Source organism: Sphaerisporangium sp. NPDC051011 (genome assembly GCF_040653595.1).
GTDB lineage: Bacteria > Actinomycetota > Actinomycetes > Streptosporangiales > Streptosporangiaceae > Sphaerisporangium.
The window spans coordinates 393,394-416,039 of sequence record NZ_JBFAGG010000003.1 but is presented as its reverse complement, the minus strand read 5'-3'; the positions used below and the strand labels follow the sequence as shown (position 1 = coordinate 416,039).

17 protein-coding genes are annotated in these 22,646 nt (G+C 70.9%); 11 read left to right on the top strand and 6 right to left on the bottom strand.

Going from position 1 to position 22,646, the window contains the following annotated elements:
• Positions 1 to 52 precede the first annotated feature (52 nt).
• From AB0H21_RS09130 to AB0H21_RS09115, 4 genes are all read right to left on the bottom strand, one after another.
• A complete protein-coding gene (locus AB0H21_RS09130; protein ID WP_358513737.1) occupies positions 53 to 2,110 on the bottom strand; it encodes a cellulose binding domain-containing protein in 2,058 nt (685 codons plus the stop codon).
• 202 nt (positions 2,111 to 2,312) lie between these two features.
• Positions 2,313 to 3,986, bottom strand: a complete 1,674-nt coding sequence (locus tag AB0H21_RS09125) for an alpha/beta hydrolase (protein WP_358513735.1) — start codon at positions 3,984 to 3,986, stop codon at positions 2,313 to 2,315.
• A gap of 141 nt (positions 3,987 to 4,127) precedes the next feature.
• Positions 4,128 to 5,564: an APC family permease gene (locus AB0H21_RS09120; protein WP_358513733.1), complete on the bottom strand. Its 1,437-nt coding sequence runs from the start codon at positions 5,562 to 5,564 to the stop codon at positions 4,128 to 4,130.
• A 14-nt stretch (positions 5,565 to 5,578) separates the two neighbouring features.
• On the bottom strand, positions 5,579 to 6,676 hold the full coding sequence (locus tag AB0H21_RS09115) for a Zn-dependent alcohol dehydrogenase (protein ID WP_358513731.1): 1,098 nt from the start codon (positions 6,674 to 6,676) through the stop codon (positions 5,579 to 5,581).
• A gap of 211 nt (positions 6,677 to 6,887) precedes the next feature.
• On the opposite strand from AB0H21_RS09115, the gene AB0H21_RS09110 reads away from it, so the two are divergent.
• Positions 6,888 to 8,369, top strand: coding sequence for a PucR family transcriptional regulator ligand-binding domain-containing protein (locus AB0H21_RS09110; protein ID WP_358513729.1), 1,482 nt, complete (start codon positions 6,888 to 6,890; stop codon positions 8,367 to 8,369).
• A 121-nt stretch (positions 8,370 to 8,490) separates the two neighbouring features.
• On the opposite strand, the gene AB0H21_RS09105 is transcribed toward AB0H21_RS09110, so the two are convergent.
• On the bottom strand, positions 8,491 to 9,375 hold the full coding sequence (locus tag AB0H21_RS09105) for a MurR/RpiR family transcriptional regulator (RefSeq protein WP_358513727.1): 885 nt from the start codon (positions 9,373 to 9,375) through the stop codon (positions 8,491 to 8,493).
• A gap of 196 nt (positions 9,376 to 9,571) precedes the next feature.
• Between AB0H21_RS09105 and AB0H21_RS09100 the strand changes: the two genes are divergently transcribed.
• The 10 genes from AB0H21_RS09100 (at position 9,572) to tcuA (ending at position 20,402) form a co-directional block, all read left to right on the top strand.
• Entirely contained in the window at positions 9,572 to 11,218 is a 1,647-nt protein-coding gene (locus AB0H21_RS09100) for an ABC transporter substrate-binding protein (protein WP_358513725.1), read from the top strand.
• A gap of 63 nt (positions 11,219 to 11,281) precedes the next feature.
• Positions 11,282 to 12,232 carry an ABC transporter permease gene (locus AB0H21_RS09095; protein WP_358513723.1) on the top strand — a complete coding sequence of 317 codons (951 nt, stop codon included), beginning with the start codon at positions 11,282 to 11,284 and terminating at the stop codon, positions 12,230 to 12,232.
• On the top strand, positions 12,229 to 13,101 hold the full coding sequence (locus tag AB0H21_RS09090; RefSeq protein WP_358513721.1) for an ABC transporter permease: 873 nt from the start codon (positions 12,229 to 12,231) through the stop codon (positions 13,099 to 13,101). Before AB0H21_RS09095 ends, AB0H21_RS09090 begins: the two co-directional genes overlap by 4 nt.
• Positions 13,098 to 13,934 (top strand): ABC transporter ATP-binding protein, encoded by an 837-nt coding sequence (locus AB0H21_RS09085; RefSeq protein ID WP_358513719.1) that lies wholly within the window; start codon positions 13,098 to 13,100, stop codon positions 13,932 to 13,934. Before AB0H21_RS09090 ends, AB0H21_RS09085 begins: the two co-directional genes overlap by 4 nt.
• Positions 13,927 to 14,760: an ATP-binding cassette domain-containing protein gene (locus tag AB0H21_RS09080; RefSeq protein ID WP_358513717.1), complete on the top strand. Its 834-nt coding sequence runs from the start codon at positions 13,927 to 13,929 to the stop codon at positions 14,758 to 14,760. The genes AB0H21_RS09085 and AB0H21_RS09080 overlap by 8 nt, the downstream gene beginning before the upstream one ends.
• Positions 14,757 to 15,896 carry a C45 family peptidase gene (locus tag AB0H21_RS09075; RefSeq protein WP_358513715.1) on the top strand — a complete coding sequence of 380 codons (1,140 nt, stop codon included), beginning with the start codon at positions 14,757 to 14,759 and terminating at the stop codon, positions 15,894 to 15,896. Before AB0H21_RS09080 ends, AB0H21_RS09075 begins: the two co-directional genes overlap by 4 nt.
• Positions 15,897 to 15,936: 40 nt before the next feature.
• Complete coding sequence (locus tag AB0H21_RS09070; protein ID WP_358513713.1) at positions 15,937 to 16,728, top strand: polysaccharide deacetylase; 792 nt, start codon at positions 15,937 to 15,939, stop codon at positions 16,726 to 16,728.
• Positions 16,725 to 17,633, top strand: coding sequence for a polysaccharide deacetylase (locus AB0H21_RS09065; protein ID WP_358513711.1), 909 nt, complete (start codon positions 16,725 to 16,727; stop codon positions 17,631 to 17,633). Before AB0H21_RS09070 ends, AB0H21_RS09065 begins: the two co-directional genes overlap by 4 nt.
• An 11-nt stretch (positions 17,634 to 17,644) precedes the next feature.
• Positions 17,645 to 18,751, top strand: coding sequence for an isocitrate/isopropylmalate family dehydrogenase (locus AB0H21_RS09060; protein WP_358513709.1), 1,107 nt, complete (start codon positions 17,645 to 17,647; stop codon positions 18,749 to 18,751).
• A gap of 61 nt (positions 18,752 to 18,812) precedes the next feature.
• Positions 18,813 to 20,402: an FAD-dependent tricarballylate dehydrogenase TcuA gene (tcuA, locus tag AB0H21_RS09055; RefSeq protein ID WP_358514222.1), complete on the top strand. Its 1,590-nt coding sequence runs from the start codon at positions 18,813 to 18,815 to the stop codon at positions 20,400 to 20,402.
• 234 nt (positions 20,403 to 20,636) lie between these two features.
• Here tcuA and AB0H21_RS09050 read toward each other — a convergent pair whose 3' ends face one another.
• A complete protein-coding gene (locus tag AB0H21_RS09050; protein ID WP_358513707.1) occupies positions 20,637 to 22,634 on the bottom strand; it encodes a hypothetical protein in 1,998 nt (665 codons plus the stop codon).
• Positions 22,635 to 22,646: the final 12 nt, after the last annotated feature.

Below are 22,646 nucleotides of genomic sequence, written 5' to 3'. Positions count from 1 at the left end.
GTAGATCTCAAGGAGGGGGCCGGTCGCGGAGACCGGCCCCCTCGCCGAGCGGCTACTGCGTCGTGCAGACGGTGCCGTTGAGGGTGAAGACGGCTGGGAGGACGTTCGGGCCGTTGTAGTTGCCGACGTAGCCGAGCGTCGCCGTCGCGCCGGTGGGCAGGGACGGGCTGGCGGGGTCGTTGACGATCTTGACGTCTGGGCCGGTCTGCGTCCAGACGCCGCCCCAGCCGCTGCCCAGGCTCTGCCATGGCCTGGGCCAGGCGAAGTTCAGGGTCCAGCCGGCGAGCGGCGCGCCGTTGTTGGTGACGGCGATCGCGCCGACGTACCCGTTGCCCCAGTCGTTCTGGTCGGTGAGCTTCACCGTGCAGGAGCTGGAGGCGGGCGTGCCGGTGGTGAACGTCAGCGGCGGGGAGGCCCAGGAGACGGCGCCGCCCGCGTCCCGGGCGATCACGTTGACCGCGTAACGGGTGCCCGGCCTGAGGTTGCCGGCCGTGAGAGAGGTTCCGGCGGTCTCGCCGAGCTGCTCGCTGACGGCCCCCACCTGGCGGTGCACCTCGTACTTCACGATCGGACGCCGGCCGGGCGCGGCGGCGGGCCAGGAGATCGTGGCGGCCTTGTCCGTGACGTTCGAGGCGGCCGGCTGCCCGGGGGCGCCCGGCAGGCCGGTCTGGACGGAGGACGGGTGCACGACGACCGTGGTGAGCGACAGCGGCGGCAGCGTCTGGCTGGTGGCGCTGCCCACGGCCGAGGTGGTGATGCTCGTCGCGCCGTTGGTGTGGCTCAGCACGGTCGGCGTCCCGGAGGCCGGGCTGAAGCCCGCGTAGCCGATCGTGACCGGGTAGGACGTCGCAGCCGAGGTGTTGATCAGCAGGACCGCCAGGTCGCCGTCCGGACGGCGGGCGGCGTGCGCCACCACCTTCGGCTGGTCGGTGGCGGCGCGGACGAACTGGTCGCCGGGCCTCGCGAACCTGCTCATCATCTGCAGCGCGTAGTACGGCGCGAAGGGGGTGTTCAGCGGCGGCTCGCAGACCGAGCCGTCGGAGGTGCAGGCCGCGCTCGACAGCAGGCCGAAGTCGCCGTAGTCGGTGTGCCCCTCGACCTGGGTGACGGCGCCGATCCCATTGTGGACGTTCCACCAGTCGACCGTGAACACCCCGCCCGCCAGCAGCGTCGCGTAGGCGTCGGCGGCGGCGAGCGCGCCCGGCTGGGTGTTCGTGCCGTTGCTGCTCGAGCCGGTGTTGAACTCGGTCATCGCGATCCCGATGCGCTCGGACCCGGGCCCGGCGTACGCGGCGATCTGCTCGCGGGTGAGGTGGATCATGTCCTCGACGTGGCCGGTCCTGTCGAGGGCGCCCGGGTACCAGTGCAGGATCACGAAGTCGATCTTCGATCCGGCGGTGGACAGGACGACCTTGTTCCAGGTGCCGTCGTCGCCGCCGGCGACCAGCCCGTCCGGCCAGTTGGCGGTGGTGGTGAGCACCGCGCCGATCTTGATGGTCGGGTCGGCGGCCTTCATCGCGTCGGCGTAGGCGCCGACCTCCCGCGCGTACTGGGCCGGGCTCTTGTCTGCGTGGTCGTCCGCCTCCCACGCCGAGCCGTAGTGGCCGTTGCCGTAGTTCTCGTTGCCGATCTCCCAGAGCTTGACCCCGTACCCCTTCACGACGTTGGCCTGGCGAACCCAGGCCGCGGCCTCCTCGGCGGAGCCGGTGCCGTAGTTCGCGGTCACCATCGGCTGGGCCCCGGCGCGGCGGGCCCCGCGCATGAAGGTGTCGAAGTCGGTGCCGGGGGCGACGTAGCCGCCGGGGGCGGTGTGGTCGGCCCAGTGGTAGATGTCGGAGTAGGAGCCGCCTGGATAGCGCAGCAGCTTCACCCCCGCGTCCTTGAGCAGGTCGGCGGTCTGGTCGGTGCCCAGGTTGGCGTCCCAGATGGCATGGTTGGCGCCGACGCCGGTCGCGGGGACGGTGGCCAGCGCCGCACGGGCGTTGACGGTCACGGCGACCGGGGTGACGTCGTCGGCGTGGGCCGGCGGCACGGCCAGGGCGGCGGCCGCCAGCACGACGGCGGACGCGACTCTGGACCATCGGGACATTTTGGGCAGGGATTCGGGCATCGGCACACCTCGGCATGGAAGACGACAGCGGCAACACCCTCCCGACCAGGGCCTCCATGATCTTGCGGGCTGCCGCCCGCGCCCGTCAACCCACCGTGAAACTTTCACTCCCCACGGTCAGCACACGCTCCCGGGGTCCCCGACGCCTCATGAGCAGGCCCCCGTCCCAGTGGTCTCGGCGGCCTCCCGAAGGCCTCGCCCATCACAGCAGGGAGTGGGACGGCGAGCGCACCGGGACGGGCGGGATCCGCCGCAGGCACTCCTGGCCGGAGACGCGCCCCCGGCGGATGAAGCGGGTCTCCAGGGAGATCACGCAGGCGGCGGCCCTGTCGTCCTGCTCGGCGACGTGACCGGCGCTCGGCACCTCCAGCAGCCGGGCGTGCCGGTACGGCCTGGCCGCGAGCACCCCCTCCTCCGTCGGGGTACCGGTGTCCAGCTCGCCGGACAGGACGAGCACCGGCACGTTCGGCAGCCGGTCGAGGCGGGGCAGGGGCCGCGCCCGTACGCCCGGCCACCCGATGCACAGGTCGCCGAGGTCGGCGATGCCGTCGATCCAGGCGGCAGGACGGAACGGGCGGAAGTCGCGGCGGTCCACGCGCGCGAGCGCCGCCTCGTACTGCCGGGCCCGCACGACCAGGGACGCCCTCCGGTCCCACAGCACCGGGTTGTCGTTGCAGGAGACGGTGAGGAACATCGGCACGCTGAACACGCCGCCGCCGGAGAAACCGCTGATCGGCCGCACCTGCTCGGCCAGCGCCACCAGCGGCCCCGCGTCCCCGTGGACGGCCTCGCGCAGGGCCGCGGGCAGGCGCCCGAACAGCTCGGCGTGACCGGAGGCGAGCTTGTACACGGTGCCGGCGAGGGCGGTCTCGTCCAGCACGGCGCGGCGGCTCCCGTACCGCAGGGGGCGTTCGTCCAGGCGCTCGGCAACCACCGCCAGGTCGTCCAGCACGTCCCTTCCGTCGCACACGCCCCCCGAGCGGTCGCAGAGGAGGCGGACCGCCCTGCGCATGGCCCGCGCCGCCGGGCGGCCGAGCATGTCGAAACGGGTCGGGTAGGCGCTGGACAGGACGACCGAGCTGACGTGCCGCGGGTGCCGGGCCGCGTAGACGGTCATGAGCTGCGTGCCGTACGACTGGCCGAGCAGGTCGAGGCGGTCGATGCCGAGACGGGCGCGGACGTCGTCGATGTCGTCCGCGACTGCGGCCGTGGTGTAGTACGCGCGCCGGGGTCCGATCTCCCTGGCGCAGGCGGCGGCCGCCGCGACCGCCCGCGCCCGCGAGGCGTGCAGGTCGGCTCCGCGCGCCGAGCGGCAGGTCAGCGGGTCCGACTCGCCGACGCCCCGGGGGTCCACCAGCAGCAGGTCGTACGTGGCGAGCAGGTCGCGGTACTTGCCCGCGTAGTCCCGGTGCCCGATCACCGCGAGGCCCGGCCCGCCGGGATTGGGAAGCAACGTCCCTTCCGCCGGACGAGACCGGTCCCGCCGGTAGACGAGCCGGAACGCCACACTCGTCGTCCCCGCCCCCGGATGCTGCCGATCCAACGGCACCCGCATCCGCCCGCACACCGCCCGGGCCGGGCAGTCCTGGCCGGCGTCAACGACGCGCGGGCCGTAGCCGGCGCGGCCAGGGCCGAGGCGGTGAACGGGGGCGTTACGGGCTTGCGCGGCGTCGACAAGCCCGAGGCCGCGAACGGCGCTGTTGTGAACTTGGGCAGCGTGGACAAGCCCGAGGCCGCGAACAGAGGTGCCGCGGGCTTGAGCGGCATGGACAAGGCCGAGGTCGTGAACGTGGGCGGCGTGGGCTTGGGCGGGCGGCGTCGGCAGGATCACGACGCCGGCCACCAGCCCCACCAGAACGGCTCTCACTTCGCGCATACGCCGATCCTCCGCCGGGACGCGCCCCTCCCCCGCCCCGACGCCCGGACCCGTACGGCAAGAACGCACAATCAACGCCCACCCGTTACGTCCGGCGCCTGCGGCCGGCGGGGTGTCCGCCGGGACGCAGGCGAATGGCGCTCAGGCCATTTCCGGGAAGTCCGTCTCCGTGGTCCCGATGCTCCGGGTGATCTCCGGGCGGGCGATCCGCAGGTAGGCGTACCAGGCCGCCGCGATGGCCACCACTCCGAAGAACGCCAGCACGACGGCGTCGAGCGGCCAGGCCGGCCACGGCGCCACGTTGGCGTAGAACACGTAGGCCATGCCGACGACCGAGATCACCACGCACGGCCAGATGAGCGCGAGGCGGACGCCTTCACGGCGCAGGAAGATCGGCGCGGCGACGGCCACGACGGCGTAGGCGATCATGTATCCGTAGGTGCCGAACGTGTCGACGTTGATCAGGATCTCGTTCCCGTCCACGCCTCCCGCGTACATCACCGCGGTGGTGAGCACGGCGAGCGGCGCGAACGCGAGGATCGCCCGGTGCGGCGTCTGCTGGGTGCGGTGGGTACGGCCGAACGAGCGAGGCAGGACGCCTTCCTTGCCCATCACGAACACGATGCGGCCGACCACGTTGATCGGCGCGACGACCACCGCGAAGAACGACGCGGTGATGCCGAGGCTGAGCACGGGGCGGAACCAGCCTGGCAGCCCGATCGCCACCGCCAGCTCGTCCAGCGGGTTGCCACTGGCGCCGAGGTCGCCCAGCGGCTTGTACCCGGCCACCTGGCTGTAGGCGGCGAAGACGTACAGCAGGCCGACGCCCGCCGCACTCCACATGATCGCCCGCGGGATGGCCTTGAACGGGTTGCGCGCCTCCCGGCCGAGCGCGTCGGAGCTGGAGAATCCGACGAATCCGAGGATGCCGAGGACCATGCCGAAGGCCACGCCGTGCGGGGTGGCGCCGCTGAGGCTCAGCTGGTCCAGGTCGATGATCGGGCCTGCGCCGGCGAACAGCACGATGAGGAGCATGATCGTGATGATCGTGATCGAGACGACCTCCAGGATCAGCGAGATCCGCGCGGAGATGCGGATTCCCCAGACGGTGAACAGCGTGGCGAGACCGCCGATGACGACCGCGAGCAGCACGTTCCAGACGGTGCCCCGCGCCGGAAGCCCGATCCCGTCCAGGAAGGCGTTGAAGTGGACGACGGCACCGCTGAGCGAGCCGGACGCGATGCCCAGGCATCCGATGATCAGGGTGATCCCCGTGATGTACGCGCCGAACGGTCCCGTGCCCTGGGCGGCGTAGTTGTAGAGGGAACCAGCCGAGGCGCGGCGCTTGGCGAACTGCGCGATGCAGTACCCGACCGCGAGGATCACGACGGTGGCGAGCGCGAACGACAGCCACGAGGCGTTGCCCGCGCCGGCGTAGATGGCCGCGACGGTGAAGGCGATCACCGCGCTGGGCGCGATGTTGGCGATGGCCTGGGCGACGACCTCGCCGCTGGACATCGCGCCCCGCTTGAGGCCATGGTCGTGGAGTTCGCCGGGGCGAGCGCTGGTCTGAGTCATGTTCGGGGGGCTCCTCAGGGGATCAGGAGGGTGCGGAGGGCTTCGCCACTGGCCAGCTCGTCCAGTGCGTTGGGGGCCTCGTCGAGGGACGCGCGGCGGCTGACGAGCTGGTCGAGCCGCAGTTGACCGTCCATGTACCGGTCGACGAGCGCGGGGATGTCCACGGCCGGCCGTACGCTGCCGTAGTTGGAGCCCAGGATCCGCTGGTCGGCCTCGGCCAGCACGAGCGGGTCGAAACGGGCCGCGGTGTCCTTGGGCGGCAGTCCGACCGCGACGGCCGCGCCGCCGAGGCCGAGGACCTTGATCGCGCTCTCGATCGTGGCCCGCGCGCCCACCGCGTCGAAGGCGTAGTCCACTCCGTCGGGAAGCAGGTCGCGGACCGCCTCCACGGCGTCGACGCCGGGACCGGAGATCTGGTCGGTCGCGCCGAGGGTGACCGCGAGCGCGGTCTTCTCCGCCCGCGGGTCGATCGCGATGATCCGTTCCGCCCCGGCGAGCCTGGCTCCCTGGACGACCGAGAGCCCGACGCCGCCGCAGCCGATGACCACCACAGTGCTGCCGGGAACCACCGCCGCGGTGTTGGTCACCGCGCCGACTCCGGTCGCCACCGCGCATCCGACGAGCGCGACCGTATCCAGCGGCGCGTCCTCGCGGACCTTGATCGCGCCGGACGCCGGTACCACGGCCTCCTCGGCGAAGGACGACACGCCGAGGTAGTGGTAGATCTTCTCACCGCCTCGGCTCAGCCGGCTGGTGCCGTCCTGGAGCACGCCGCCGGGGGCGACGACGTTCGCCGCCACCTGGCATCGCGCCTCGTGACCTGACCGGCAGTACCGGCACCGCCCGCACGGCGCCACCCAGGAGAGCACCACATGGTCGCCCTCGGCGAGGCTGGTCACCCCCTGGCCGAGGGCGGTGACGACGCCCGACCCTTCGTGCCCCATCACCAGCGGCGCGGGCACGTCCCACTCACCCCGCCGGACGTGCAGGTCGGACCCGCAGACGCCCGCCGCGGCGATCCTGACCCGCACCTCCCCCGGTCCAGGGGCCGCGAGCTCGACCTCCTCGACGCGCACAGGCTGGTCGGCGGACTGGAACACTGCGGCACGCATGCGACTCCCTTGGGAAGTGGACGGCGCACGCCGGGGAACAGCGTCTGGTCACCCGGCGTTACGAATACGTCATGCATGGTAGGTTCGCCGTTTACCTGCGGATATATGGCGAAATGTCCATTCGTTCGCGGACGGGACGCCGAACTGCTACATGCCGCCACGGGGGCGGCGGGTGGCACGGTATAGCGGACCTCCCGGAAAGGAGCAGCGCATGCTGGAGACCGTGGCGGACGTCGCCCAGCGGTTCCGGCTGCCGCTGCGCACCGGGCCCGACGGCACCGACCGGCCGATCCGCTGGACGCACATCTCCGACCTGGCCGACCCCACCCCCTGGCTTCGCGGCGGCGAACTGCTCCTCTCGCTGGGGCTCCAGTTGGATCCCGCCGACTCCGAACAGCTCGACCTGTACGTGCGGCGGCTGGCGGACGCCGGGATCGCCGCGCTGGCCTTCGGCACCGGGGCACGCCACGAAACCGTCCCCGCCGCGCTGGTGGACAGCGCGCGCAGGCACCACCTCCCCGTGCTCGAAATCCCCGGAAGCGTGGCCTTCCAGGACATCACGTACCAGCTCAACGCCGACCTCCTGCGCACAGGCACGGCTGAGTCCAGGCTGGTCGCCGAAAGCATCTCCGCGATGACCCAGGTGGCGCGCAGCGCGGGCGCCCAAGGCGTGATCACCACACTGGCCGGCCGCATCGACAGCTGGGCCGTGCTCGTGGACCGGCACGGGGCGGTGCACGCCGCCGTCGGGGCCGCCCGGGTGCACATCGACGACGCGCGGGCGGCGGCACTCGGCCAGCGCTCCCGGATCCGGCACCCCGACCTCATCGTGCACGCCGTGGGCGACCCCGTGCATCCCCGCGCGCACCTCGTAGTCGCCGCCCGGCCCGGCCGCAAGAGCCTCACCCGCGAGCTGGCCCAGCACGCCGCCGTCCTGCTCGACCTCGCCCTGCACCCGCTCAGCGGCGGCGACGTGTGGGGCCTGGCCCGGGCCGACGCGGTGGACGTCCTGCTCAGCGGCGACGCCGCGCTCATCGAGCGGGTCGCGGGCCGGTGGAGCGTGCCGGCGGGCGACATCGCGGTGGCACTGCTGCGCTCCCGATCCCGCGCGGTGCCACTCGCCGAGTACGTCCTCGAATGGTGCGACGAGCTCGACCTGCCACCGCTGATCAGCGAGGAGTCCTCGGTGGTGACCGTACTCGTCCCGGCCGACGAGCTGCCCCGTTGGAAGCGCCGGGTGAGCCACGCGGTGGAGCACGAGAGCGTGCCCGCCCGCTGCGGCCTCGGCTCACCTCAGCCGATCACCGGCTGCTCGCTCAGCCGCCAGCAGGCAGAGCAGGCGCTGGAGGTGGCGGTGGCCGACGCGTCGCCGATGATCGAGTTCTCCGCCCTCTCCACCAGCCGGCTCGTCCTGCATCACCTGGACGCCGCGGCACGCGCCGCGCTCACCTCTCCGCTGCTTCCCTTGTTGCAGAACGACACGACCCGTGGCCTGCTCCGCTCCCTGCGGGTCTTCCTCAGCGAGAACGCCGGCTGGGAGACGGCTGCCTCACAGCTCGGCATCCACCGGCACACGTTGCGCCAGCGCATGGCCCGCGTCGAAGAGCTCACCGGTCTGTCGATCTCCAGCGCCGAGGACCGCGTCATCACCTGGCTCGCCCTCCAGGCCCTCCAGTCCGACCACATCATCTGACTCCCCCCGGTCCGGCGCACGAGCATCAGGTCCACGCTGTCGTCGAGCAGGGCGGCGATCACGAAACGCCTGAGGTCATGCGGCGTCATCGCCCCCAATCCGGCGGCGCGCCGGAGAACGGCTACTGTGTGAGCCGTCGCCGCGCCTCCGACAGCCGGCCATACGCCTCGGCTGTCTGATCTGGCGCGCGCCGGATCAGCGCGTCCAGGACCAGGTCGACCATGTGGGTCGAGGTGAGGGTCTCGCCGAGGTTCCCGGATGGCGAGAAGGGTGCCCAGAGCGAGACCTTGACCCTGCTGGCCAGGACGGGGCCGAGGGTGTCGGAGACGAGCACCACCGGGACGTCGAGCTCGGTGCACCGGTCGAGCAGCACCTCCATGTCACGGTGAAGACGTCCAGGCGCGATCAGTACCAAGCCGTCGCCGGATCGCACCTGCAGCACGGCGTCCGCGAAGGAGAATCCGGTCCCACGCACCGAGCGCGCCACGACCCCGACTCGTCCGAGCCGCAGTGCGAGATAGTCGGCGACCGTTGCCGACGCCCCGATGCCGTAGGTGAGGACCGTTCGTGCGTCCTCGATCACGGCGACCGCCGCGTCCAGGTCCTGCGCGTCCAGGCGGCGGTGCAGCTCCTCGATGAGACGCGTGGCCGCGACGCGTGCGTCGTCGAGGCCACGTGCCGTGCCCGTCAGGCTCTCGATCTTGGCCTGCTCCGAGGAGGGGCGGAAGCGTGCGATGTCGCGCATGAGCGCCGCCTTGAGGTCGGTGAAGCCTTGGTAGCCCAGGGCTCGCGCCGTGCGGACGACGGTGGCGTCGCTGACCTCGACTTCCCGTGCGAGGGCGCCGGCTGATGCCGCAGCGGCGTCGAACGGGTTGGTGGCCAGGTATGTCGCGACGTGCCGCTCGGACGACCTGAGCGAGGTCAGGGCGGCAGACACGCGCTGGGCGACGCTCATGGTGCCGTCGGGGTCAAGCTCGGACCAGACGATCGCTTTCGGTTCAGGCATGGGTCAAGTCTCGTACCTGATGTGACCCTTGACGCACTCGAATCGCGCCGATACTCTCCCGATACTCCCCAGATGTTGCATTCACAACATCAAGTTGTAAGTGTAACATCGCCGCTTCGTTCGAGGCGGCGACATTGTCGCCGCGGTCGCCATCCTGCGACTCCGGCGCTGAAAAGAGGTACCCACGATGTTTTCTGTGGTCCGTCCTGCGTCACGCGCCGCCCTCGCCGCCGCGGCCGTAACGCTCACGCTAACGCTCACGGCCTGCAGCTCCGACTCGTCGATCAAAAAGTCCGAGTCCGGCGCCGACAGCGACTTCACGACCGTCGAGTACGCCGGCAAGGCCACCGGTCCCATCGACTCCTTCTCGTGGGCTCTCTACGCCGAGCCCTCCACCCTCGACTGGGTGCACAGCAACACGTACCCGCAGAACACCGTGCTCTCCAACGTGTGCGAGGGGCTGCTCCGGCTCAACCCGGACCTGAGCACCTCGCCGGCCCTGGCCGAGTCGGTCGAGCAGCCCGACGGCAAGACGTACGTGTACAAGATCCGCAGCGGCGTCAAGTTCCACGACGGCGCTCCGCTGACCGCTGAGGACGTCGCCTACAGCTTGAACCGCAACCTCGACCCCAAGGTCGGCAGCTACCTCGGCGCCTCCTACGGCAACGTCCAGAGCATCAAGGCGACGGGGGACCTCGAGGTCACCGTCAAGCTCAAGCAGCCCGACTCCCTGTTCAACTCCATGCTGACGACGGCCGCCGGCTACGTCGACTCCAAGGCGTACGTCGAGTCGAAGGGCGAGGGCTACGGCAGTCCGTCCGGGCTGGTCGACTGCACGGGCCCGTTCGAGCTCTCGTCGTGGGACCAGGGCTCGGCGATCACCCTCGGCGCCTACGACGGCTACTGGGACCACGACCTGACCCCGAAGGCGAAGCAGGTCGTCTTCAAGTTCTACGAGGACGCGTCCGCCCGCGTCACGGCTCTGCGCACCGGTGAGGTCGACGGCAACTTCTTCATCACGCCGTCGGGCACCGAGACCCTCAAGGACACCGGCGCAGGGAAGCTCTACTACGGCAAGAACCCGACGGTCCGTTCGCTGATGACCTGGCACCTGGACGGCCCGCTCGCCGACCCGCGCATCCGTCAGGCGCTGAGCATGGCGATCGACCGTCAGAACGTCATCGAGGCCGCCTTCAACGGCGCCGCCACGCCGGCCAAGTCGCCGGTCTCGCCCGACGCGTACTCCTACGCCGAGAACGTCTACAAGGCGGCCTACGACGCCCTGCCGCCGTCCGACCCCGACATCAAGGCCGCGAAGAAGCTCGTCGAGGAGGCGGGCGCGCCGTCGGAGCCGATCGTGGTCGCGAGCTCACCGGCCGACCCGTCCTACAACCTGACCGCACTCGCGGTCCAGGCGGCGGGCCAGGCCATCGGACTCCACGTCGCGATCAAGACCCTGCCGATCCAGCAGTACAACGGCCTGTTCAACGACAAGGAGGCACGCAAGGACATCGACCTCTACTCGACCACGTGGAACCTCGATATCCCTGACCCGCTGGAGTTCTTCGGCCTCTACGCCTACCCCGGGAAGTACAACAACTACAACGGGTTCGACGACCCGGAGTATGTGAAGACGGCGCAGCAGGCGATGGCCGCGACCGACGAGAACACCCGTGCGGAGCTGACCGTCCGACTGCAGAAGCAGTTCGTCGACCAGACGTTGTGGATCCCGCTCTTCAACGTGCCGGTCACGGTCTTCCAGAGCAACAAGATCGCCGGCACCCCGACCGGCATCTCCTACATGGCGGGCCCGTGGGCGGCCTACGTGGGCGCGGCCAAGTAGGCACGGCTCGCCCAGAGGTCACCACCGAGTTTCCACGCGCCACATGAGAGAGGCGACCCGCTGATGCCCGTTCTGAGATGGACCATACCCAGGATCATCCAACTGGTCCTGACCTTGCTGGTCGCCTCTCTCGTGGTCTACGGAAGTGTCTTCCTGGTCCCCGGTGACCCGGCGACGCTTCTCGGCGGCGGAAAGGCGCTCTCGCCCGAGGCGCTCGCCGTCATCCGTGAACGCTACGGGCTCGACGACGGGTTCCTCACGCAGTACTGGCACTGGCTGACAGGACTCTTCGGCGGCGACCTCGGCCAATCGGCGCAGTACCGGCAACCGGTGTCCGCGATCATCGAGTCGCGGGTGGCGAGCACGGTGGAACTCGTGCTCCTCGCCGGCCTCCTGGTGGTCGTTCTGGGCATCGGAGCCGGCGCGATCGCCGCCCTGCGCGGCAAGCGCGTCGACGACGCGATCACCTTCGGAGTCACGATTCTCGCCGCCGTGCCGAGCTTCGTGGCCGCCATCGTCCTCATCTTCCTGTTCTCGGTACAGCTCGAGTGGTTGCCCTCCGGCGGCGACGGCGAGGGGTTCGTGGGCACGTTGTCGCATCTCCTGCTGCCCGCGATCGCACTCGCGGTCTCGTTCATGGCGGTCGTCGCCCGGATCTCACGCAGCGCGATGCGCAGGGAGATGGTCCGCGAGCACGTCGAACTGGCTCGGAGTAGGGGCCTGCCCAACGGTCTGGTCGTCCGGCGGCACATCCTGTGGAACGCGCTGCCCCCGATCTCGACGGTCGTGGCGATGGTCCTCGCCGGGCTGATCGGTGGGACGACGATCGTCGAGTCCGCGTTCGGCCTGCACGGACTGGGCTCGTTGCTCGTGAACTCCGTCCAGTCCAAGGACTTCCCGATCGTCCAGGCCGTCGTCCTGATGATGGTCGCCGCCTTCGTGGTCGCCAACACCCTGGCCGACCTGCTCGCACTGATCATCAACCCCAAGGCCCGGAAAGGCGCCGGACTGTGAACACCGCGATACTCCCTGGGAAGAAGGACCCGCCACGTCGCCGTAGGCCGTCGGACTCACCCTTCACGTGGGGGTTCTGGGTTGCGCTCGGCTTTACCGTCCTCGTTGTCCTCGCCGCCGCCACGGCGCGTTGGAGCGCACCGCACGACCCGCTCCAGCTCGATCTGCTGGACACGCTCGCGCCGCCGTCCGGTGCCCATCTCCTCGGCACCGACGAGGGAGGCCGCGACACCTTGTCTCGGCTGCTCTGGGGTGCTCAGACGGGTCTGTTCGGCCCGCTCGCGGTGGTCGCGATCTCGCTCGTGGCCGGGGTTCCGCTGGGACTCCTGGCAGCCGGCCGGGGTGGCATCGTCGACCTCGCGGTCTCGCGGATGACCGACCTGGTGTTGGCGTTCCCGGTGCTGCTCCTCTCGATCCTGGCCGTCGCGCTGTACGGCGCCGGCTTTCTCACCACGGTGGTCGCGCTCGGTGTGGCGTTCGTGCCCTCGGTCATCCGGCTCACCCGGTCTCTGGCCTCGACCGAGAAGAACCGGGAGTACATCAACGCCTACAGGTCCCTGGGTTTCGGACCACTGCGGATCTACGGGCTGCACATCCTGCCCAACATCCTCGGCGTCATCCTCGCCCACGCCGTCGTGCACTTCGGCTACGCGCTCACCGACCTGGCCGTCCTCTCGTTCCTGGGCTTCGGCGTCCAGGCGCCGGACTCCGACTGGGGGTTGATGGTGCACGAGGGGCAGCAGGCGTTGCTCCAGGGCTCGCCCTGGCAATCGATGATCTCCGGCGGCGTGATCGTCGCCACCGTCCTTGCTTTCAACGTCGTCGGGCTCAGGCTCGCGGACGCGGTCGGAAAGGAGGACCTGGTGTGACCGAGCCGCTGTTCGAGGTCGAAGACCTCACGATGACCCTTCGCGCCGGCCACGGCAAGACCATCCTGCGGTCCGTGTCCGTCGGCGCGTCCGCCGGCGAGGCGATCGGGCTGATCGGGGAGTCGGGTGCCGGCAAGTCGACGACCGCCCGCGCGCTTCTCGGTATGACGCCTCCCGAGGCGGCCGTCCACGGGACGGTCCGGGTGCTGGGAACCGACGTGCTCTCTCTACGGCGCTCGCGGCTCCAGCGCTTCCGCGCGGAGAACGTCGCCCTCATCGCCCAGGACCCTCGCGCGAGCGTGAACCCGATGCACGGCATCGAGGTCTTCCTGACAGAGGCCATGCGGGCCAACAGGAACCTGTCCAAGGCGGAGGCCCGGCGCCGAGCCGCGGAGGCACTCGAGCAGGTCGGCCTCGACCCGGAGAAGGTGCTCCGCAGCTACCCTCACGAGGTATCCGGCGGCATGCTGCAGCGGGTCGTCATCGCCGCCGCCGTGGCCGTCGAGCCGCGTCTGCTGATCGCCGACGAGCCTTCGACCGCACTCGACGTCACCTCGCAGGCGACCGTGATCTCGCTCCTGCGACGCGTCGCGCGACGCACCGGCGCCGGACTTGTGCTCGTCACGCACAACATCGAGGTCGCGGCGTCCGTCTGCGACCGGCTCGTGGTGATGCGGGCCGGCTCGGTCGTCGAGACCGGGACGACCGACCAGGTCCTGCACCGGCCGCTGGCCGAGTACACCCGAGCGCTGATCGAGGCGACGAGGGCGGTCAGCGGTGCGACCGACCGTGACGACTTCCCCGGGAACGCGACGGAGAGTGCCCATGCCTGAGCTGATGAAGGTCGAGGGCTTGCGGAAAACCTTCCCGCTACCTACGCCGGCTTCCGACGGCCGGCGATCTTTCGTCGCCGTCGACGGCGTCAGCTTCGCAGTGACACGGCCCGGAAGGACGATCGCGATCGTCGGGGAGTCCGGTTCCGGGAAGAGCACGGTCGCCCGGATGCTCACCGGTCTGGAGCGACCCGACTCGGGGCGGATCCACTTCGAGGGCCGGCCCGTCGAGCCGTGGCGGAGACGTCGTGCGGACCGGTTCGAGTACGCGCGGCGCGTGCAGATGGTGTTCCAGGATCCCTACCTCTCGCTCGATCCGCGACTCACCCCCCGGCAATGCCTCGACGAGGTCCTGCGTGTTCACGGAACGGGATCGAAGCACGTCAGAAGCGACCGGGTGGCCGAGCTCGGTGAGTCCGTCGGGTTGCGTCCCGAACTGCTCGACTCGATGCCGCGACAGCTCTCGGGCGGTGAGCGTCAGCGTGTGGCGATAGCCCGGGCCCTGGCGGTGGAGCCGTCGCTGCTGATCCTGGACGAGGCGGTCTCCGCACTCGACGTCTCCACGCAGTGGCTGGTCCTCCAGCTGATCAACCGTCTGCGTCGTGAGCTCGATCTCTCCTATGTGTTCGTCACGCACGACCTCGGCGTCGCCCGCCTCATGGGCGCGCACGTCCTGGTGATGCGCCGGGGTCTCGTGGTCGAGGAGGGGCCGTCCGCCCAGGTCTTCGACAACCCACAGCACCCGTACACCCAGCTCTTGATCCGATCCATCCCAGGCGACGGGTGGAACCCCGACGCCGTACACCCCGAGGAAGTCACCCAGTGAACCACCCGCGTCCCGTGCCCGTCTTTCTGCACGACATCGACGCCGACTTCGAGATCCCGGTCTTCACGATCTCGTCGGCGTCGGCGTTCGAGCGCGGGGAGCAGTACGGCACCCAGGCGCGCGCGCAGATCGACGCCTCCATCGCGTGCTATTCGCGGCTGTTCTCCATCAGTCACGGTCTCGATTGGAGCGAGGTCGCGGAGCGCGCCCTCATCTGGGAGCCGATCGTCGACAAGTACGACGCCGACATCGCCGACGAGATCCGCGGAATCGCCCACGGAGCCGGTCGCGAGCTCGGCGAGATCCTCGCTCTCAACGCGCGCGGCGAGATGGTCTACGCCCAGTTCCTGAAGGCGGAGGGCTGCACCTCGTTCGCGCTTCTCCCCGACGGAAACGCATCGGGCCACGCCTTCGCCGGGCAGAACTGGGACTGGCGGATGCTGTCGAAGGACTCCCGCGTGATCCTGCGAATCGAGCAGCCTCCCAAGCCGACCATCACGATGGTGGTCGAGGCGGGACAGGTCGGCCGCCATGGCGCGAACTCGGCAGGGCTCGCGGTCTTCGCCAACGGACTGCCTGCGAAGGCGAGCGAGTTGGGGGTCCCGCAGGCCCTCATCCGGCGCAAGGTCCTCGACCAGCACCGTTTCGACCGTGCCCTCGAGGTCGTGCTCGGAGCGCGGCAGCAGATCCCGGCGAACGTCCTCATCGCCCACCGCGACTTCGCGATCGACGTCGAGACGACGCCGACGGAGCACCGCTGGGAGTATCCGAAGGATGGGGTGATCGCCCACGCGAACCACTTCGAGTACTTCCAAGGGGTCGAGTACCAGCCGCGGCTTGGGGCGGACTCGCTTTACCGCGGTTACCTGATGAGGCAATCCCTCAACCGGCTGCGCTCGGAGTCCGACGTCGACGCCGTCCTGCGCGGTATCGGCACCGCCTTCGCCAACAAGTTCGGGCACCCCAACTCCATCGCTGCGCATCCCGACCCTGACGAGCCCGAGCACCTGCAGTGGGGCACGCTTTCGTCGTCGATCGTCGACCTGACGGAGGGGACGTGGTACATCACGGACGGTCCGGCGGACACGCGTGCGTACCGCCGCCTCGGCTGGAGCGTGTTCGATGAGCGCATCTGAGCAGAGGCCGCGTTGGCCGGAGGGAGCTCGCTGCGCCGTCATGCTGAGCTTCGATGTGGACGGTCCCGCGGTCTGGATCGACGATGACGAGGAGGCGTGGTCGCGCCCGCGCACCTTCTCCCTCGGCACGTACGGACCACTGCGCGGCCTGCCGCGCACGCTCGACCTCCTCGACGAGTACCAGGTCCCTTCCACGTTCTTCGTCCCCGGATGGGTGTGTGAGAACTGGTCGAGCCAGGTGAAGCAGATCGTCGACGCGGGCCATGAGCTCGGCCACCACGGCTACCTCCACGAGCTCTACATCCGCCGCACCCTGGACGAGATGCGTGAGATCATCGCCCGGAGCCAGGAGGCGTTCGCCGCCGTAGGCGGCCGGCCCGCGGTCGGCTTCCGCGGGCCGAGCGGCGACTTTCCCGACGGCAGCCACGCCATGCTCGTCGACCTCGGGTTCTCCTACTCGAGCTCGATGCGCGGCGACGACCGCCCGTACCGGTGGGTCATCGACGGCGTGACGACCGACCTGGTCGAGATTCCCGCGCAGTGGGAGCTCGACGACTTCCCGGCGTTCGGGTACAACGACCGGCCCGTCGTACCCGAGGGCGGGGACCGGATCGCGAGCCTGGGCGACGTGCTGGACAACTGGAAGCGCGAGTTCGACGGCTACTACCGCGACGGCCTCTGCTACACGGTGATGATGCACCCGCAGCTGATGGGCAAGCCGTCGCGGATCGAGCTCATTCGTGAGCTGATCGAGCACATCCGAGCACATGATGACGTCTGGTTCGCCACCGGGGAGCAGATCGCCGACTGGTGGACGAGGAGCGGGCAGTGAGCATTGAGGCGAGAAGCACGGCTCCGGCGTGGCCGGATGATGCCCGGGTCGCCGTCGTCGTCACGGTCGATCACGATGCCGAGTGGTTCTGGCTCCGGCTCGATGAGTCGGTGGCACGGCGCGCGAAGACCAGATCGTTGGGGGAGTACGGTCCCCGCCGCGGTGTCCCACGACTGCTGGACGCCTTGCGGACGGCAGAGGTGCCGTCGACGTGGTTCGTGACCGGCATCGTCGCCGAACGGCACCGGGCGTCGGTCGAGGCGGTGGCCGAGGCCGGCCACGAGATCGGTTCGCGCGGCTATGAACTGGAGTCGTTCCACCGGCTCTCCCGCGACCAGCAGGCCGACGCGATCGACCGGGGAGACGCGGTGCTGGAACGTGTCCTGGGCGCACGTCCGCGGGGATTCCGTGGGTACGACGAAGTCACGCCGGACACTTTCGAGCTGCTCCTGGAGCGTGGTTACCGGTGGACCTCTCTGCTGCGTGGGGACGACCGGCCGAGCTTTCTCGGCGGCACCTTCGACGCGCAGCGGTCGTTGGTGGACGTGCCCGCGCACTGGGAGCTCGCCGACATGCCGAACTTCGCGTTCAACTTCGCGCCCGCGATGCCCGCCGGCCAGAGCAGGATCGCGCCGTACGCTCGCGTGCTCGACGACTGGAAGCGCGAGTTCGACGCCTATCACAGGCACGGCGGTCTCTATGTCCTGACCCTCGACCCGCAGTCGATCGGCAAGCCCGGACGGATCAGCATCCTGAACGAGCTGCTCGCACACATCCGCGGGGCGGGATCGGTGTGGTTCGCCACCGCCGGCCAGGTCGCCGAGTACTGGCGCACGGTCGCGACGACCAACGACGTGGGCGAGGGCGAAGTGATCCGCCGGCGCACCTTCCCCGGCAACGAATGAAGGCGGCACGGTTGTCTTACACCATCGCCGTCATCGAGGGCGACGGCATCGGGCCCGAGCTGGTGCGCGCCGCCACTCGTGTCATGGACGCGGCAGCCGCCGCGACGGGCGTGGAACTCGCCTACGAGTCGGTCCGCGCCGGCGCGGACCGCTTCCGGGAGACCGGCAGTGCGGTCACGCCTGCGGACATGAACCGTCTGCGCGAGGCCGACGGGATCCTCAAAGGTCCCGTCGGCCTGCCCGACGTCCGGCACCCGGACGGCACCGAAGCCGGACTGCTCGGCGGCATCCTGCGTCCCGGGCTCGATGCGTACGCGAACATCCGTCCGATCCGCCAGATCCCCGGCGTCCCCACCGTGACGACCTGGCGACCAGGCGAGATCGACTACGTGATCGTCAGGGAGAACACCGAGGGGCTCTACCTCTCCAGAGGTCTTGGCGTCGGCAACGACCAGGCTTGCGTCGACCAGCTCTTCGTTTCGCGCCACGGCACCGAGAGGATCGCCCGTCGGGCCTTCGAGCTGGCCCGGTCGCGCGGCGGGGCTCCGAAGGACGGTGTCCGACGCGTCACCGTCGTCGACAAAAGCAACGTACTTCGTTCGTTCGCTCTCTTTCGTGCGGTCACCACCGAGGTCGCCGCCGCCTACCCGGACGTCGAGCTCGACTTCCGCTACACCGACGCCGCCGCGCACGATCTCATCACCGACCCCGCCCACTTCGACGTCGTCCTGACCGAGAACTTCGTGGGGGACCTTTTGAGCGACCTCGGTGCCGCGACCGTCGGCGGTCTCGGCATGTGCCCTAGCGCCAATATCGGGAATCGGCACGCGTACTTCGAGCCGGTCCACGGTAGCGCGCCGTCGATCGCGGGGAAGGACCGCGCCAACCCGACCTCGCAGATCCTGAGCGGGGCGATGCTCCTCGAGCACCTGGGCTGTCGTGCTGCTGCTGATCTGGTTCTCGCGGCGGTCACACGGACCTTCGCCGAGGGAGGAGGCACGCTCGACGCGCGGGGGTGCTTGGTCGACGGCGCGGAGGCATACGTGGACCAGGTGGTCAGCCGCGTCGAGGCTGCCGGTGCCACCCGGGACCTGACCCGGCCGTCGCGGGCGGATTAAGACGGCATGAAAAGGGGCGATGGGCGACTACGGGTGCCCGGCCGTACCGTCGCGGCGGTGAATCCGTGCAGCCGCGGGGAGTGCGCCGTCTTCCCGGACGCCCCGAGGACGTGGCGCGGTTCCGGGAGGACCGGACCGGACGAACCTTCGAGGAGGGCGAGAAGTGAGACAGGTGGACGTCGTCGTGGTGGGCGGCGGTAACGCGGGCTTCAGCGCCGCGCACGCGGCGCGCGAGGCCGGTGCGAGAGTGCTGCTGCTGGAGAAGGCGCCCGAGAGCGAGGCGGGCGGCAACTCCTTCTACACCGCCGGCGCGTTCCGCATCGTTCACGGCGACGCCGCGTCGCTCTCCGGGCTGGTGGACGACGAGACGCGCCGTCGCCTGCCCCGCACCGAGCTGCCGCCCTACGACGAGGATGACTTCATGGCCGACATGCGCCGCGTGACCGGCGGCCGGTGCGACGCGGTGCTGACCAATGCGCTGGTCGGCCGCAGCGCCGCGGCCGTGCGCTGGCTGGCCGGCAAGGGCATCCGGTGGCGGCTGATGTACGAGCGCCAGGCGTACCTGTCGGGCGGGCGGCACACCTTCTTCGGCGGCCTCGCCCTCGGCACCGTGGGCGGCGGCAAGGGGCTGGTCGCGCAGCACACCCAGGCCGCGCGCGCCGCCGGGATCGAGATCAGGTACGGCGCGGCCGTCACCGGCCTGCTGCCCCGCGACGACGGCGGCCCCGGCGTGGCCGGGGTCCGCCACAGCGACGCCACCGGCGCCGAGCACGAGGTGCGGGCGGGCGCGGTGGTACTGGCCGCGGGCGGGTTCGAAGCCGACCCGGAGCGGCGGGAACGCCACCTCGGCCCGGGCTGGTCGCGGGCGATCGTGCGGGGCACGCCCGCCAACACCGGCGAGGTGCTGGACATGGCGCTGGCCGTGGGCGTGGCGCCGTACGGCGACTGGGGTTCCTGCCACAGCGTCGCCTGGGACGCCGGCGCTCCTCCCGGCGGCGGCGACCGGGAGCTGACCAACCAGTACACCCGGCAGAGCTATCCCATCGGGATCGTGGTCAACCGCGGGGGCAGGCGCTTCGTGGACGAGGGCGCCGACTTCCGCAACTACACCTACGCCCGGTACGGCGCGGAGATCCTGCGCCAGCCCGGCGGCGTGGCCTTCCAGATCTTCGACGCGGCCACCAGGCCGCTGCTGCGCACCGAGGAGTACGACAGCCGGCCCATCACCGGCGCGGAGGCGGCGAGCCTGCCGGAGCTGGCGCGGGCGCTCGGGGTGGACCCCGAGGGCCTGGTGACCACCGTGAGCGAGTTCAACGCGGCCATCGACACCGCTCGCCCGTTCGATCCGGCGGTCAAGGACGGCCGCGCCTCCCGCACCGACCCGCCGAAGTCCAACTGGGCGGTGGCGCTGGAGACCCCGCCCTACTACGGGTACGCGGTCTCGTGCGGCATCACCTTCACCTTCGGCGGGCTGCGCATCGACGACTCCGGCCGCGCTCTGGACAGGGCCGGAGGCCCGGTGCCCGGCCTGTACGCGGCGGGCGAGTTGGTCGGCGGCCTGTTCTCCGGCAACTACCCCGGCGGCACCGGTCTGACCGCGGGCGCGGTGTTCGGCCGCGCGGCCGGCGCCACGGCCGCGAAGGAGGCATGAGCGACTACGAGGTCTACGCCATCCGGTACGCCCACCACGAGGCTTCACCGGGGCGCCTTCCGACGTGATGGCGGCTTTCGCCGTGACATGTGGTCGCGCCGCCTCCAGCGAATCAGCCGGAACCCCCGCGAACAGCCCCATTCGCGTTACCGGATCGGCCCCCGCGTCCCGCTACCTACCGCCGTCGGCGCGACCCCGCCCGCCGCGGCAGGAAGGGGCGGCACCGGGTGGACGTCAGCCGATCTGGCAGACCGAGCAGTGGGTGAGGCCCTTCGCCTTCGCGTCGGCCTCCGACAGCGTTTCCAGGGCGTCGGACTCGAAGCCCTTGACCAAGGGGCAGGCGGAGCTGTGGTAGCGGCGAGTGCCGGGGATCACCTTGACGGTGCGGGAGCGGACCGCGTCGGCGGGAGATCCGCTCGTCTCCCCATCCGGCTTCTCGGCGTCGCCGGTCCGGGCGGCGGGGTCCTTGTCGGCCGCGCCACCATCCGATGCCTTGGCACCGCCCGCCTCGCCCGCGGAAGCTCCGGCGCCGGACGCCTTCGGCTCACCGCTCTTCTTGCCGTCGCCGGACCGCCCGGTGGCGGGCTCGGCGTCCGCGGGCTTCCCGGCGGATTCCCCGGTCTCGCCGGGCGCCGGACGGGTCGCGCTCTTCGCCCCGCTATCGCCGCCGCCGGCCGGACCGCCGGGCTTGCGCGATGTGCCGGACGGGGACGCGGCGACCACGACCACCGGGTCGTCGTCCTCGTCGTCCTGCGCGGGCTTCTTGGGCGTCTCGTCGCGCACGGGCGGCTTCGGGGAATCGGGCGAACGCTTGGACTCACCCACAGGGCGAGACGCCGAGGTGGACGGTTCCGGGCGCTTGAACGCCTCGAACGGCGTGGACGCCTCCGGGACCTCGGGCGCCTTGAAAGAGATCAGTGGCGGCTCGGCCGGCTTGGACGCGGCGGTGGCCGAGCCACCGGGACGGGCGGACGCGGCGGCGTCCTTGCCGGAGCCAGAGCCAGAGCCGGTGCTGGTGCGCAGGGGGGAGGCCGGGAGGGGTTGCACGGGGCGGGTCTCGTCGGAGCGGTAGCCGCTGGATCCGGGCTTCGCCGTGGTGTCCGGCCTGTCGGCACCCGCGGACTGGTCCTCGGGCCGCGGCTTGTCCGTAGGGGCGGACCTGTCATCGGGGCGCGGTGTGTCCGTGCCCGCCGGCCCGTCCTGGGACCGCGGCTTCTCCGCCGGAGCATCGGCCGGAGACGGGCGGTCGGCGCGCGGGGAGGCACCCGGAGACGCCGGCCTGCCGGTGGTGGACGGGCTCGCGCCGGCGGGGCGAGGCTCGGCCGCGGACCGGGAGCCGGTGACGGAGGTCCGGGAGTCGGCGGCCCGGGAATCAGTCGCGGAGGACCGGGAGTCGGAGGCGGTGCTCCGGGAGTCGGAGGCGGAGGACGCGCGGCCGGCGGCCACTTCGGGGTGCGGCGTCCGCTCGGGCGTGGTGCCGAGCGTCTGGCCGGGTAGGACCGGCGGGGCTTGGCCGAGGGCCGGTTGGGGGCTCTGGCCGGGCACTGAGCGCGGGATCGGGCCGGTGGTGCGCGGAGCCTGGCCGAGCGCCGGATGGGCCGCGGTCTCGGCGGAGCCGGATGCGGAGGTGGGCTTGATGACGCCCTCGGGGAAGCAGGTGGTGCAGGCGGAGAAGCCCTCGTCCCGGGCCTCTTCATAGGTGAGTTCGTCGGTCTCGCGCCCGGCGAGCTGGCGGCAGCCGGGCAGGTGGAACCGCTTGCGTCCGGGGACGACCAGGACGATCGTGTCGGGGGCGAGCCCGCCTCCCGCGCCCGCGACGGCCGGGACGCCCGCCGGCACGGTCGCGGGGAACGTACGCGACGAGGGCGACGCTGACCCCGGGTGGGCCACGTGCGTGGCCGCCGGGTGCGTCAGGTGCGGCGCCGCCATCGGGCGCGCGACGGGGGTAGCGGCCCCTCGCGGCGGGGCCATGGGGGAGGCCACCGCCCCGGGATGGGCCATCATGCCACCGGCGACTCCGGCTCCGACCGGGGACATCGACGGGGTGGCCGCCGGTACGCCACCGGAGGGGAAGAGCTCATGGCGTCGCAGCAGGGCCCCGATCATCAGGAAGACCGCGGACAGCACGCTGACCACGATCGACCACATGACCAGGACCGCTGTTCCGGTCACAACGCCCGCGACCAGGAGGCCGAAGGCGAGGACGACCAGAATGGCGCTGAGGTAGATCAAAGGTGCTCCCAG

Coding starts and splice junctions, on each gene's coding strand:
- AB0H21_RS09130 (WP_358513737.1), bottom strand. CDS start 2,110: ATGCCCGAATCCCTGCCCAAAATGTCCCGATGGTCCAGAGTCGCGTCC.
- AB0H21_RS09125 (WP_358513735.1), bottom strand. CDS start 3,986: ATGCGCGAAGTGAGAGCCGTTCTGGTGGGGCTGGTGGCCGGCGTCGTG.
- AB0H21_RS09120 (WP_358513733.1), bottom strand. CDS start 5,564: ATGACTCAGACCAGCGCTCGCCCCGGCGAACTCCACGACCATGGCCTC.
- AB0H21_RS09115 (WP_358513731.1), bottom strand. CDS start 6,676: ATGCGTGCCGCAGTGTTCCAGTCCGCCGACCAGCCTGTGCGCGTCGAG.
- AB0H21_RS09110 (WP_358513729.1), top strand. CDS start 6,888: ATGCTGGAGACCGTGGCGGACGTCGCCCAGCGGTTCCGGCTGCCGCTG.
- AB0H21_RS09105 (WP_358513727.1), bottom strand. CDS start 9,375: ATGCCTGAACCGAAAGCGATCGTCTGGTCCGAGCTTGACCCCGACGGC.
- AB0H21_RS09095 (WP_358513723.1), top strand. CDS start 11,282: ATGCCCGTTCTGAGATGGACCATACCCAGGATCATCCAACTGGTCCTG.
- AB0H21_RS09080 (WP_358513717.1), top strand. CDS start 13,927: ATGCCTGAGCTGATGAAGGTCGAGGGCTTGCGGAAAACCTTCCCGCTA.
- AB0H21_RS09070 (WP_358513713.1), top strand. CDS start 15,937: ATGCTGAGCTTCGATGTGGACGGTCCCGCGGTCTGGATCGACGATGAC.